The sequence below is a fragment of the Flavobacterium sp. 245 genome, assembly GCF_004362055.1.
Lineage (GTDB): Bacteria > Bacteroidota > Bacteroidia > Flavobacteriales > Flavobacteriaceae > Flavobacterium.
On the sequence record NZ_SNXB01000015.1, the window covers coordinates 1 to 14074 of the forward strand.

At 33.9% G+C, this 14074-nt stretch carries 16 protein-coding genes; 12 read left to right on the forward strand and 4 right to left on the reverse strand.

The genetic code is table 11. The features are described 5' to 3' along the window. Positions 1–148 precede the first annotated feature (148 nt). Positions 149–1168: a proline-specific peptidase family protein gene (locus EV145_RS20850; RefSeq protein WP_133527121.1), complete on the reverse strand. Its 1020-nt coding sequence runs from the start codon at positions 1166–1168 to the stop codon at positions 149–151. Positions 1169–1441: 273 nt separating this feature from the next. Here EV145_RS20850 and dcm point away from each other — a divergent pair, with 273 nt between their 5' ends. Beyond that, a complete protein-coding gene (gene dcm, locus EV145_RS20855; RefSeq protein ID WP_133527122.1) occupies positions 1442–2407 on the forward strand; it encodes a DNA (cytosine-5-)-methyltransferase in 966 nt (321 codons plus the stop codon). A 17-nt stretch (positions 2408–2424) separates the two neighbouring features. On the opposite strand, the gene EV145_RS20860 is transcribed toward dcm, so the two are convergent. The 3 genes from EV145_RS20860 to EV145_RS20870 all read right to left on the reverse strand — a co-directional run bounded on the left by EV145_RS20860 (position 2425) and on the right by EV145_RS20870 (position 5022). After that, positions 2425–3177: a hypothetical protein gene (locus tag EV145_RS20860; protein WP_133527123.1), complete on the reverse strand. Its 753-nt coding sequence runs from the start codon at positions 3175–3177 to the stop codon at positions 2425–2427. After that, positions 3174–4082 (reverse strand): group I intron-associated PD-(D/E)XK endonuclease, encoded by a 909-nt coding sequence (locus tag EV145_RS20865; RefSeq protein ID WP_166638499.1) that lies wholly within the window; start codon positions 4080–4082, stop codon positions 3174–3176. Before EV145_RS20865 ends, EV145_RS20860 begins: the two co-directional genes overlap by 4 nt. A 190-nt stretch (positions 4083–4272) precedes the next feature. Beyond that, complete coding sequence (locus EV145_RS20870; protein ID WP_133527124.1) at positions 4273–5022, reverse strand: hypothetical protein; 750 nt, start codon at positions 5020–5022, stop codon at positions 4273–4275. 211 nt (positions 5023–5233) lie between these two features. Here EV145_RS20870 and EV145_RS20875 point away from each other — a divergent pair, with 211 nt between their 5' ends. The 11 genes from EV145_RS20875 to EV145_RS20925 all read left to right on the forward strand — a co-directional run bounded on the left by EV145_RS20875 (position 5234) and on the right by EV145_RS20925 (position 14070). After that, the gene (locus tag EV145_RS20875) at positions 5234–5617 is read left to right on the forward strand and encodes a hypothetical protein (protein WP_133527125.1); all 384 of its coding nucleotides are present in this window, start codon (positions 5234–5236) and stop codon (positions 5615–5617) included. Between the two features lie 180 nt (positions 5618–5797). Beyond that, positions 5798–6100, forward strand: coding sequence for an urease subunit gamma (gene ureA / locus EV145_RS20880; protein WP_133527126.1), 303 nt, complete (start codon positions 5798–5800; stop codon positions 6098–6100). 18 nt (positions 6101–6118) lie between these two features. Further along, complete coding sequence (gene ureB / locus EV145_RS20885; RefSeq protein WP_133527127.1) at positions 6119–6487, forward strand: urease subunit beta; 369 nt, start codon at positions 6119–6121, stop codon at positions 6485–6487. A gap of 2 nt (positions 6488–6489) precedes the next feature. Next, entirely contained in the window at positions 6490–8211 is a 1722-nt protein-coding gene (gene ureC / locus EV145_RS20890) for an urease subunit alpha (RefSeq protein WP_133527128.1), read from the forward strand. Between the two features lie 178 nt (positions 8212–8389). Beyond that, positions 8390–8887: an urease accessory protein UreE gene (gene ureE / locus EV145_RS20895; RefSeq protein ID WP_133527129.1), complete on the forward strand. Its 498-nt coding sequence runs from the start codon at positions 8390–8392 to the stop codon at positions 8885–8887. A gap of 40 nt (positions 8888–8927) precedes the next feature. Further along, complete coding sequence (locus EV145_RS20900) at positions 8928–9614, forward strand: urease accessory protein UreF (protein WP_133527130.1); 687 nt, start codon at positions 8928–8930, stop codon at positions 9612–9614. 81 nt (positions 9615–9695) lie between these two features. Continuing rightward, positions 9696–10334 carry an urease accessory protein UreG gene (gene ureG, locus EV145_RS20905; RefSeq protein ID WP_133527131.1) on the forward strand — a complete coding sequence of 213 codons (639 nt, stop codon included), beginning with the start codon at positions 9696–9698 and terminating at the stop codon, positions 10332–10334. Positions 10335–10367: 33 nt separating this feature from the next. Next, positions 10368–11201: an urease accessory protein UreD gene (locus EV145_RS20910; RefSeq protein ID WP_133527132.1), complete on the forward strand. Its 834-nt coding sequence runs from the start codon at positions 10368–10370 to the stop codon at positions 11199–11201. Then, positions 11201–11902, forward strand: coding sequence for a hypothetical protein (locus EV145_RS20915; RefSeq protein WP_133527133.1), 702 nt, complete (start codon positions 11201–11203; stop codon positions 11900–11902). The genes EV145_RS20910 and EV145_RS20915 overlap by 1 nt, the downstream gene beginning before the upstream one ends. An 11-nt stretch (positions 11903–11913) precedes the next feature. Further along, positions 11914–12774: an urea transporter gene (locus EV145_RS20920; protein ID WP_133527134.1), complete on the forward strand. Its 861-nt coding sequence runs from the start codon at positions 11914–11916 to the stop codon at positions 12772–12774. Between the two features lie 33 nt (positions 12775–12807). After that, positions 12808–14070, forward strand: a complete 1263-nt coding sequence (locus EV145_RS20925; RefSeq protein WP_133527135.1) for a hypothetical protein — start codon at positions 12808–12810, stop codon at positions 14068–14070. The last annotated feature ends 4 nt before the right edge of the window (positions 14071–14074 follow it).

Below are 14074 nucleotides of genomic sequence, written 5' to 3' on the forward strand. Positions count from 1 at the left end.
CATCCTTTTGCGATACCCTGGACATCTTCCCCATCCTAAAACCCCAAATCGCAAAAGATACAGCGGACAGCCCGGCCCGGAGGGAAACGCCATAAATATTTTTAAACTTATGATTCTGTACATCAGAATGTTGTTTTGTTGTGCGTCTTTATATTTTTTTACTGTCAACGTCATTAATAAATTGAATTACACCATTCATAAAGACTTTTTGATCATCCCACATCGCTAAGTGACTTCCGTTAGGGCAATATAAATAACGTCCTTTTTGAACTAATTTACTTTGTTCTTCCATAGCTTTTGGATCCATTGTGTCATATTTTGCGCCAATCATAAGTGTTGGGATGGTAATTTCGCGTAGTCTGTTTTTAATATCCCACTTAGATAATCTTCCACTAATACCGAATTCACTTGGGCCTTGCATTAAGGTGTAAATGTCTCCATTTACATGTTTAGTGGCACGATTTAAGCCGTCTGGCCATTCTTTTAATCTACATAAATGTTCTTTATAAAAATTTGGAATTAGCAATTCCATATATCTTGGATTATTAAAATCTTTTTTAGCTTCTAAAGCTCTTATTTCTGTAAGAATTTCGGGTTTCATCTGCTTTGCTAAAACTTCTTCTGCATATTTTCCATATTCTGGCGCACTTGCCATCATATTAGATATTAATAAGCCTTTCATGTTTTTCTGATATTTTAAAGCATATTCCATAGCTAATATTCCTCCCCAAGAATTTCCTAAAACATAAAAATTATCGCTATCTGCATTTATTGCTTTGCGAACTTGTTCTACTTCGTCAACAAACCTGTCAGTTGTCCATAAACTGCTGTCTTTTGGCTGATCGCTGTAATAAGAGCCTAATTGATCATATTCGTAAAATTCAAAACCCTCTCTCTGGAAAAACGTTTCAAAACATTCCATGTACTCGTGTGTCATTGCCGGACCACCATGCAACAGAAGTATTTTTATTTTTGGATTGGCCCCAAAGCGTTTTGTCCAGACTTTAAATTCACCCACTGGTGTTTTTATTGGAATCATTCTCACCCCTGCTGCTTCTACATTATTATCTTTATTATACGTGAAATATTCAGCTAATGCTGTAGATTGGTTTTCTTTTTTGCATGAAGTTATCATTGCAATTACTAGAAAGAGTGTAATACGACGCATATTTTGAAATTTTATGATTTTTAGTACGAATTTCTTTTGTCTAAAATACAAATTTAAAATAGACATTTGAAAAATAGATTGTTACATACATTTTGAATGTAATTTTAAGGCTAAAAATTTAGTGTAGATTGGATTTTTAGCTAAGAATGTCTATGTTTTTAATTTATTATTTGAATTTTTAAAAGCGATATTTTATTCAATCTTGAATAGTTATCTTTGTAAAAATGATTACGTACAATTAGTGCCGTATACTATAATTAGCGATATATTAAAATGAGCAATAAATTTACTGTTGGAAGTCTATATGCCGGTATTGGAGGGATTTGTTTAGGATTTAAAAAATCAGGTTTTGATTTACTTTGGGCAAATGAATATGATAAAAATGCGTGTATAACATATAAAGAAAACTTCAAACATAATTTAATTGAAGGTGATGTATTGCAACTTAATTTAGATGAAATTCCTAAAATTGATGTCTTGACGGCAGGGTTTCCTTGTCAGCCTTTTTCAGTTGCGGGCTATAGAAAAGGTTTTAATGATAATAGAGGAAATCACTTTTTTAGAATATTAGATTTTGTGGATACTATGAGGCCTAAAGTTGTATTTCTTGAGAATGTAAAGAATCTTGTTAATCACGATCATGGAAATACAATGAAGGTAATTGAGAAATCTTTGCGAGACAGAAAATATTCTTTTCAATATAAAGTTCTGAATACCAAAGATTATGGGAATATTCCGCATAATAGAGAGCGTATTTTTATAGTTGCTTTTGATACATTAGAAATTGAAAATGCAGAAGCTATTTTTGAATTTCCAAAAGAAGATAAGTTGACTAAAACGATAAAAGATTTAGTTATTAATGAAAAAGTAGAAGACGATTTTTATTATAAAGAAGATCGCTATATGTTTGATATGCTTCAAAAGGAAATGACTTCTGATAAAACGGTTTATCAGTTTAGAAGACAATATGTGAGAGAAAACAAATCGAATGTCTGTCCTACTTTAACTGCTAATATGGGAACTGGAGGTCACAATGTTCCTTTGATAAAAACTGATTTTGGTTTTAGAAAACTAACACCTCGAGAATGTTTAAGATTTCAAGGCTTTCCAGACGAATTTAAAATTCCTAAAATAGCAAATTCTCATTTGTATAAACAAGCAGGAAATTCTGTAAGTGTGCCAGTTATTGAAGCGGTGTCAAAGAGTATAATGAAGGTTTTGAAATCATCAAAAAAATAATGTTTTTTCGATTTTTATCAGAGACTTTTTAGAAGTTCATCAATATCTTTCATGTCTCCACATTGTATATAATAGTTTTCGGCATCCATTTTAGTGTATTCATTTAAAATGGAATTTTGGGGTAATATATTGTTGTTTGCAATAGCTTGTACTAAATTTTCAGTAGTACAATATCCTGCAATATCATAACTCCAAGTTTGAGCAAAAGTAATTTCTTCAATGTCTGTTTTTGGTATAACATCAGTGTACATTAATCTTTTGCTTCGGAATATTTTTTTGATGTCTGGATTAATTCTTACTAGAATAAAATAATCGTATAAATTCGCTGATCCATTATTGAGATTTGGAAGATACTGCCCATTATTTGACCAATCTTTGGTTTCGAGTAACAATAGATTAGATTGTGATGCCGCTGATTTTACATTGATTTTTTTATTGTAAATTTCTAAATCCGCATCATCCCAAATTCCTTCGCCATAGATTCCAAAATCCGGTTCATTGCAAGCGATAGATTTTGACTTAAAAAAATTATAAAGTACAATTTCGGCTAATTTTCCCTGGAAAATATTGCAAAACTTCTCTCCATTTTTTCTTCCGTATTGGCCTCCAGTTCTAGTTGATCTATGATGACCAATTCCAAAAGACATTTCGTATGCAAAATCTAGAGCATTTTTTAAATCGGCTTCATTAATTAAAATCCCTTTAAACGGCTTTTTATTGTTGACAAAATAATAATCGCCATTTGGTCTTTTTTGGTAATCTAATTTCATATTCTTCTGGTTTCGGCAACTTCTGCTATAATATTCCAGTTTTCTTTGTACTGTTTTAAGGTGTTTAGATTAATGCTGGTGATTTCATGCTCTTCTAAACTATCAACGTAGTGCATAGGAATCAGGTAGCAAATACCAATTTCTTTATCAACTGCAACATAAATGTCACAATCTGCAGATGTAATTCTTTTTCCTTTATTTGTTATGTGTGTATGATCAATTCCTTGTCCGCCTCGATCTCTGTCTTTAAAACTTATAGCATTACTGCTTGAAACTCCTTTAATTTGAAGTCGCAGCAATACATTATTAAAGTCGACTACAGCGTCATATCTACTGGAGCGAACATCAACATTTGAGCAGTTATATCCTGCTAGAATTGCGCGCGCTAGAAATAAAAATTGTGCACTGTCTCCTGCATTAGCGGTCATTATTCCGGTATTTATATTTAGAAGATTTGTCGGAAATCCGTTTGAGAAAATAAAATCATACTGTTTTTCTAATATTTTTCTTAAAGATGTTTTTGCATATCCAAATTGATGCTGACTTGAAACGCTTTTTTGAATAAAATTCAAGGAATTATTTATAAATTCTTCTTTATCGATTTCATTAATCAAATTGCTTTGCAATGCTTCATCATAAAAAGACTGAAGATCTGATTTTGCGATAAAATATTGATCAGCAATTTCGGTTATTTTGGCTTTTACAAAATTTCTTTCAGAAAAATCTTTTATAAGTTGATCGTTAAACTCTTGTTCATTTAATCTTGTAATAAAATAGCCTTTTAAGAAAGTTTTTAAATTGGTTATTGAACCAAATAATGTTATTCCTTCCTTATTTAAATTAAAATTAGGTTGGTTTATTTCTTTTATATTTCCTTGAATATAAGTTATTTGGCTGTCAGTCATTCGTAATTAGATTAGATAGTCATTTAAATAAAATACTACATTAATATTCATATTAAATTCAATGCGAATTTACTTATAAAAAAATAAAGAGCCTGCTAATGCCGTGCTTTATTTGGTAAATAGGTTTTTCGTTCTTATTTGGAAAATGTTTTTATATTAAATTGCACGGATTATTTTTCGAATAGTAATTTTATCCCTGATTGAGAATAGAAATCAAATTTTCTCTAATTCCCGTTTTTAAATCTATAACTTCAAATCTCTTTGTTGACGAAAATGAACCAACATCGCTGTCACTATTAATTAAAATCCCCCCAACCAAAATAATGTACTTACAATTATACTTTGTAGCGGCAATAAGTTCCTGAATACGATTATCTATAGCTTCGTAAATTATTTCTGTTGCTTCATGTAGAGGAATTTCGGCATTTAAAATCTTATCTTTTTGATTATAAAGAATTTGTTCAATTGTATTCATTTGATAATCAAGCTCAGTTATATTATCAGGTTTTATGCTATTTTCTCTTAAGTTGTTTAATGCCACTGTTGCAGCTCCACAGCAAATAGAATTGTTATTTTGCCCAAATCTATTTATTTTGCCAATAATCCCTTCCTTCGAAATGCCAATATGAGGCCCATAATATATAAACACCGCACCATCATCAGGTACATGACTCGCAAAAGCAGCCATGCCACTTAGTCCAGTAAATGGAAATCCGTCTAATCCTCCCATTTTAAAAGGCCCTAAAAACTCCAGAGCTCTTACTGGATATTGAATACTGTTTACATCATCACTGCAAATACTGTCGGCTAATATTATTTGAGAAGGTTCTAAATCTAATTTCTCTTCTACATAATCAATGATTTTATTTATGTAATCTATTGTAGTTAAAGCGTTAGGATAGTGTTTTCGAACAATTTGCAGTTTTTCTCTTTTTTTCATTTATCGAAAAATTAATAAAGTATTTTTTATGAAGGTACGACTTTCTTGTTTTTTAATAAACCCGTTTTTGGGCAAAGGTTATTACAAAAAAATCAATTAACAGCGAAAATTACAGAAAAGGAATACAAATGGAGTGATTTGTGCAAACGATCAAGTTGGCTTGTTATGTAATTTTGCTTCATAAGTTTTCAGAAAGAAGGCTTTTTACAGAATGAAACGTTTAGTGTATATCTTAACTTGTTTTTTAACGTTGGTGTTTTTTGCGAAAGCGGAAAGCAAACCAAAGTCAATTATACACTTTGATCAGTATCAGTTTCAAAGCAAAGATTTATCTATATCTCAAAATGATTTGTCAATTGCTCTTATTGATGCTAATGATGATTTCTATGTTGAAAATAATGATGAGGCTGATTTTGGAAAAAATGGTTTTGACCAATATGCTTTTCTGAATTTCGGAGAAGTGATTTTTTCTAATCTAAACTATCACTCATTTAAACCAGTTGTGTATGGGCAGGACTTTGCTCCATTTTTACATACACCAACTATTCCCCTTTATATTTTATTTCATTCCATGATTATTCCTTTTTCGAATTAAATCGGGAATTTTAGTTATTGCTTCTTTACAGAAATTTTCAATTTTATAAGGGTCCTTGTGCTCTTTTGAATTCCTTTCACGCACTTAAACTCCATTATTTTTTCAATGCTAATATAAATTGGTATTGATCGTGGATTTCTATTTTTCAAAAATTGTTAAACATTTTAAATTCAAAACACTATGCATCTTACACCAAGAGAAAGTGAGAAATTGCTATTGCATCTTGCCGGCGAATTAGCCGCTAAAAGAAAGGCCAGAGGCCTGAAACTTAATTACCCTGAAACGATTGCATACATCAGCAATCATTTACTTGAAGCTGCTCGTGATGGAAAGTCGGTTGCAGAATTAATGAATTACGGCGCCACTCTTTTGACTAGAGAGGATGTGATGGATGGTATCGCCGAAATGATTCATGATATTCAAATCGAAGCAACTTTTCCTGACGGTACTAAATTAGTTACAGTTCACAGTCCTATTCGTTAAATCAAAAAAACATTATTTATGATTCCAGGAGAATATATTATCAGCAAAGGAGACATTGATTGCAATGTTGGCCGTAAAACAGAAAAAGTAAAAGTGACCAATACAGGAGATCGTCCAATTCAAGTTGGATCTCATTGCCATTTTTTTGAGATCAACCGTATGATGAGTTTTGATCGCGGTTTGGCTTTTGGTATGAGACTTAATATTGCAGCTGGTACTGCTGTTCGTTTTGAACCAGGCGAAGAAAAAGAGGTTGACTTGGTTGCATTTAGTGGTGCAAGACGCGCATTTGGTATCAACAATATTGTTAATGGTGATACTACACTTGAAATTAACAAACAACACAGTTTAGCAAAATTGCAATCAGAAAACTTTAAAAACAAATAGTCATGAGCTTGAAAATAAATAAGCTGAAATATGCAAGCATGTATGGTCCTACTAAAGGAGATAAAGTGAGATTGGCCGATACAGATATAATTATTGAGATAGAAAAAGATTTTACCGTCTATGGTGATGAAAATAAATTTGGAGGAGGAAAGACTATTCGTGACGGAATGGCTCAATCTAGTACATCCACTCGTGATCAAGGAGTTTTAGATCTTGTAATTACTAATGCTACTATCATTGATCACTGGGGAATTGTAAAAGCAGACATTGGTATTAAAGACGGCAAGATTGCGGGTATTGGTAAAGCAGGCAATCCTGATACAATGGATGGTGTTGATCCAAATATGATTATTGGTGCCAGTACAGAAGCGCATGGTGGAGAAAATTTGATCGTTACTGCCGGAGGAATCGATACGCATATTCACTTTATCAGTCCACAACAAATTGAAACTGCTTTATATAGTGGTGTGACTACAATGATTGGTGGTGGTACAGGACCTGCTGATGGTACAAATGCAACAACTATTACTCCAGGTAAATGGTATATTGAAAAAATGTTGCAAGCAGCAGAAGCATTCCCAATGAATCTTGGATTTTTTGGTAAAGGAAATTGTTCCACCGAAGCACCATTAGATGAGCAGATTGAAGCTGGTGCTTTAGGTTTAAAAATTCACGAAGATTGGGGTGCTTCTCCTGCAGTAATTGATGCATCGTTGAGAGTTGCTGATAAATATGATGTACAAGTTGCAATTCACACAGATACGCTTAACGAAGCTGGTTTTCTTGAAGATACTATGAATGCGATCAATGGTCGTGTAATTCACACTTTCCACACAGAAGGTGCAGGTGGTGGTCACGCGCCAGATATTATCAAAGCTGCAATGTATCCAAATGTATTGCCTGCATCAACAAATCCTACTCGTCCTTACACTGTTAATACAATCGATGAGCACTTAGATATGTTGATGGTATGTCATCACTTAAGTAAAAATATTCCGGAAGATGTTTCATTTGCTGATTCTCGTATCCGTCCTGAAACAATTGCAGCCGAAGATATTCTGCATGATATGGGAGTTTTCAGTATCATGAGTTCTGATTCACAAGCAATGGGACGTGTTGGTGAAGTTATTACTCGTACTTGGCAAACTGCTGATAAAATGAGAAAACAGCGTGGTGATTTAGCAGAAGATAAAGGAAATGAAAATGACAATTTCCGTGCAAAACGTTATGTGGCTAAATACACTATCAATCCAGCAATTGCCCACGGTATTTCTCAATATGTAGGATCTATCGAGGTAGGAAAAATGGCTGATCTTGTATTATGGAAACCAATGCTTTTTGGTGTAAAACCAGAATTAATTGTTAAAGGAGGTATGATCATCGCAGCACGTATGGGAGATCCAAATGCTTCGATTCCAACACCACAGCCTGTTCTTTATCGCAATATGTTTGGTGCTTTTGGTAAAGCATTATCTAAAACGTGTGCAACGTTTGTTTCTCAGGCTTCTCTAAAAAACAATATTGTAGCCGAATATGGTTTAGAAAAAATGGTATTGCCGGTAGTTGGCTGTAGAAATATCTCAAAGAAAAACTTGATTCATAATGATAAAACACCTGAAATCACGGTAAACGCAGAAAATTACGAAGTACGTGTTGATGGAGAAAAAATAATTTGTGAGCCAGCCGAGAATCTTCCAATGGCACAACGTTATTTCTTATTCTAAAGGATAAAAAAAATTGAACCGGGAGTAATTCGGTGAAAAATCAGAAGAAGGGCTGCGGGATAGATCTGCAGTCACTTCTCTCTGATTAAGATTCCAAAATTAAGTGAAGTAAAAAAGAGAACAAGAAAATGATGGATGCAGAAGCGTATAAATATTTTGAGATTTAAAAGAAAAAGATATGATTATAAATGAAGTAGCTGGAAGTCTTAAGCAATTTGATGTAGGAAACCGCACCATAGACTTTCTTGAAATCGAATGGTTTGAAGCAACAAAACGCATTCAAAGAAAAAAAACTAAAAATGGACAAGAGCTTGCTATTAAATTTTTGAAAGAAGGACAAAGGTTAAAACAAGATGATGTTTTATATGAAGATGATCAAAAAGTAATAGTAGTTGCTATTATTCCTTGTGATGCTATTGTAGTAAGACCTAAGTCGTTACTTGAAATGGGAAGTGTTTGTTATGAAATTGGGAATAAGCATCTTCCTATGTTTATTCAAGATGATGAAGTATTGCTTCCTTTTGAAGAGCCCATTTTTAAATGGCTTTCAGCAAGTGGTTACGAGACAGATAAAATATTTACCCGTTTGATCAATATTGTAAACGCAACAGTACAGCCTCATGGATCTTCAGAAAGCAGTTCGCTCTTCTTTAAAATTATGAATATTGCGAAGTAGTGCCGTCTTGCATTATAAATAAAGAAACACAGATAATACGATGAAAAATTTTATAGGCAGTTTGTTGCATTTGAGTGATCCCACGTTGCCAATTGGCGGTTATACACATTCTAACGGATTAGAAACTTACGTACAGCAACAGTTGGTAAAAGATCCAGAAACAGCATCATTGTTTGTGCGCAACATGCTTACTAACAACCTTCAGTATAATGATGGTGCTTTTGTAAAACTGGCATATGAAGCCACACAAAATAATGATATTACTGCTTTACTGCAATTGGATGAAGAGTGCAGTGCGCTAAAAACAGCCAGAGAAATAAGAGAAGGAAGCCAAAAATTAGGCTTAAGACTGATAAAGATATTCAAGCGCCAAATCAGCGAAGATCCTATTAACGCTTATGAAAAAGCGATTTTAGAGAAAAAGATAGAAGGACATTATTGTATTGTTTTTGGCATTTATGCTTGCTTATTAAATATTCCGCTTCCTGAAGTTCTTCTTGCATTTTTATATAATGCTACGGTGGGTACTGTTACTAACGCGGTAAAACTTGTTCCGCTGGGACAGCTTGACGGACAGGATATTTTGCATGATATGCAGGAAGTTATCGAAACCATTACGCAAAATATACTTCAGCTTGATCGTAATCATGTTGGTCTGTGCAATATTGGTCTGGATGTGAGATGCATGCAACACGAACGATTGTATTCAAGATTGTACATGTCTTAAATAAGTCGAAAGTTGTAAAGTCAAAAGAGCCAAAATAAATTTAAAAATTTAGGCTAAAAAATAATTAAAAAATAAAACAAAATGAAAGAGAGAAGTTATGTTAAAATCGGAATAGCTGGTCCGGTAGGTTCAGGAAAAACAGCCTTAATTGAGCGTTTGTCTCGCACATTAATGAACGAATACAGCATTGGTGTAATTACGAATGATATTTATACAAAAGAAGACGCTGAGTTCCTTACTAAAAATAGTATGCTTCCTAAAGAACGTATCATCGGCGTTGAAACGGGAGGATGCCCTCACACTGCAATTCGCGAAGACGCGAGTATGAATCTTGAAGCAGTTGAAGAGATGGCTTCTCGTTTTCCGGATATTGAATTTATTTTGATTGAAAGCGGTGGAGATAATTTATCGGCCACTTTTAGCCCTGACTTGGCAGACGTGAGCATATTTGTTATTGATGTTGCCGAAGGAGATAAAATTCCACGTAAAGGAGGTCCAGGAATTACGAGGTCAGATTTGCTTGTAATCAATAAAATAGATTTGGCACCTTATGTAAACGCAGATCTTGGAGTTATGGAACGCGATGCAAGAAAAATGCGTAACGGTCAGCCATTTGTATTTACAAATCTTATGAGTCTTCAAGGTCTAGACGCAGTTATTGGCTGGATTAAGAAATATGCATTGCTTGAAAATGCTGAAGAGCCTGAGTTGGTCAGATAATCAAACTTATTTTACAACATTCAATTTCATTACATGATTAATAGATTAAATATTGTCAGTGGATTTAAAGACGGACGTTCTTATTTAAAAGACAACTTCTTTACAAGACCTTTCAGAATTGCAAATATTAATGAAGACAGGTCAGATCCTTCCTTATATCTTATGCTAATGAGTTCCTCTCCGGGAATTCTGGATAATGACCATTATGATATAAATATTGAAGTTGAGTCAGAAAGTCGTTTGCAACTTCAATCTCAATCTTATCAACGGTTGTTTAATATGAAAAATGGTGCTCAGCAACAAATGAAAGTTTCATTGAGCAACGAAAGCACATTCAGTTATATACAGCATCCAATCGTTCCGCATGAGCAATCGATTTTTAAAGCGCATAACGTAATTGCTTTACAAGGAAATTGCAGTTTGACACTTGGAGAAATTATTACCTGTGGACGAAAACATTCAGGAGAAGTTTTTCTTTTTTCAAAATTTCAAAACCTTACAGAAGTATTTCATAACGGAAAATTGATTTTAAAAGACAATGTGTTGTTGCAACCACTTTTAGCCGATATCGAAACTTTAGGTCAAATGGAAGGGTTCACACATCAAGCTACATTAATTCATATTAATACTGGAATTCAAGATATGAAATCTCTTATTGAAGATACTTTTACTCTTCTTCAATCACAAGAAAATGTGGCGTATGGCGTTTCACAGCCTTTTGCAAATGGAATGATCGTGCGTATGCTGGGCAACGGAGGAGAACAATTGTATAATGCATTTCGTCAGATAGAAGACAAACTTTGGAATATGGAAAAACAAGTAAAAGTCGAAAATCAGATAATTGAATCTGTTGAAAATTATAACTAATGGATACTACAATAACAACACTAGTATTATCAGCCATCACAATCAGCTGTTTGCATACTGCTTCGGGACCAGATCATTATTTGCCTTTTATAGTATTATCAAGATCTAAAAAATGGCCCATAACCAAAACAATTTGGTGGACAATAGTCTGTGGTCTCGGACATATATTAAGTTCTGTAATTCTGGGATTGATTGGGGTTTTGGTAGGTTGGCAATTATCAAAATTGTCTATGTTTCAGGATATCAGAGGAAATGTTTCGGGTTGGTGTTTACTGGTTTTCGGATTCATCTATCTTATTTGGGGACTCCGAAGTGCTTACTTAAATAAACCTCACAAACATTTTGAAATGTACAGCGATGAAGATATGTATGTTTATGAACATAAACACGGAGAAGTTGTGGCACCTCAAAACCGTATTAAAATTACTCCATGGGTTTTGTTTGTCATTTTTGTAATGGGACCAAGTGAGCCTCTAGTTCCTCTATTATTTTACTCTGGAGTACGACGTTCTTCCTTAGAAGTTATCATCTTAATTACTGTTTTTGCAGTATTTACAGTTCTTACCATGCTTACAATGGTTTTGATTGGCTGTTATGGCTATTCATTTTTTAAAACAGACAAACTAGAACGTTATGTTCATGCCATTGGTGGTGGTGTGGTTACCATTTGTGGTATCGGAATGGTGTTTCTAGGTTGGTAAAAACAAAAATTATGGAATCAAAAATTAGTCTTTATATTAAAACAATTTTGACCAGTATTGGTCAAATTATGCTCCAGGAAAACCCTTGGACAGGTTTACTTTTTCTGGCAGGAATATTTTATGGATCGCCTGTTATGGGCATTGCGGCACTTTTATCCGCAGTTGTCGGATTGTTCACTGCTGAACTATTAAAATTTGATAAAACAGAAATAGCACAAGGGCTTTATGGATTTAGTGCTACACTAGTGGGAGTTGCCTTAACATTCTTTTTTAAACCTGAACCTGTAATATGGATTGCTGTAATTGTTGGGTCAGCATTGGCAACTATTGTTCAAAATATTTTTATTCGTTATAAAATACCAGCATTTACACTGCCATTTATCCTTGTTACCTGGATTTGTCTTTTTGTTTTTCATAATCTATTTGTAATAGGAAGTCCTGCAATGGGTGCAGAAACTGCCGCTGATACAAATGAGCTGGTAACGGTTGCACACAGTTTTGGAGAAGTGATTTTTCAGGGAAGCGTTCTTACAGGAGTTATATTTATTTTGGCCGTTTTCATTAATAGCCCAGTTGCTGCTTTGTATGCAATTGCTGCTGGAGTTATTAGTACTTATTTATCATTACAGTTTTCTGAACCTCAAACCGATGTACACATGGGATTGTTTAGCTTTAATGCTGTGCTTTGTGCGATAACTTTTTCAGGAACTCGTGTTAAAGACGGGATTTATGTTTTTCTCTCAGTTGTTTTATCGACTCTATTCGATATTTATATGGTAAAAATGGGATGGCCTGCACTTACTTTTCCTTTTGTACTTGCAAGCTGGATCACTATTCTAGTCAAAAAGATTGTTCCTAAACAATACCAATAATTACAAATTTCCTCATTAAATAATTAAATCAAAATGAAAAAATACGCCTTATTAAGCGCATTGTTTTTTGCAATGTGCTACTCAACCTATGCTCAGGTTTCATTCGAATCTAAAGCACAAACATCTGATAAACCGTTATATGAAATGGAATTTTCGCCTCGCTTGAAATTGAATGGATATGTGAATCTTGGAGGAAATGATAGCAAGACATCACAATCATTAAACTTAAACTCTGCAAATCCGTACAATCCTTTCAAAGATAAAAATGCAGATGCTAATATGTATCAAACGCAATTGGCATGGAAAACGACTTATAACGGATTTGAAAAAGGTCCTTTAGTTACTTATGTTGAAGGACAATGGTGGGGCGGACCTGGAGCTGGAGGTAATTTACAGTTAAGAGTAGCTTATGTAGATTATAATCACTGGCACGTTGGTCAGGATTGGAGTTTCTTTGGAGGAGGTGTGCCAACTTGGTGCAATACTTTAGATTGGGAAGGTCCAAATTCTGGAACTTGGGCGAGACATTTACAAGCTAAATATTATACTAATTTCGGAAAGGACAAATTATGGAAATTTGAAGGAGGAATAGAAACTACTGCTCAATATTTAAAAGTAGCAGGCGGAAGTATGCCAGGTCAATTTTCTGTTGATCCGATTTTTGCTTTTACTAAATATGCACAAGATGGAAGTTTTGCTCGTTTGGCATTCATGGGACGCAGTATTCGTTATACCAAAGAAGATGCTTCTAACACTCTGGCAATGGGTTGGGGAATAAATGCTAACCTAAAAAGTAAGCTGAACGATAAAAGCTATTTCTTGGCACAAGGACTTGTAGGATCTGGTATTGCAGGTTCGTATACATTGTCAGGAGCTTTATTTGGTAATGGCGGTGCTACAAATATGTATGACGGAATTTATGATCAAAACGGCAATTTCAAAACGGTTCCAGTTTATGGAGGTTCTGCTGGTATTGAATATTTCTTCGGTCCAAAAAAGAATTTACACTCCAATCTAGTATTAGGATATACCAACATGTCTTATAATGCTTCGCCACTTTCATTGGTACAAAGTAAAGTAATCAATGACAATGCTACAGGAGATTTTGTGACCAAAAATAATGAAGCAACAACTCATACGGCTTTAACTTTTGGATCAATAAACATGCTTTATGATGTGACAAAAATCACTACTATGGGAATTGAATATGACGCAGGAACCAAACAAATTACAAATTCAATTTCACAAAGTTCAATGGTAAATCGTGTGGCTTTAGGTTTAAAAGTTGGATTCTAATATC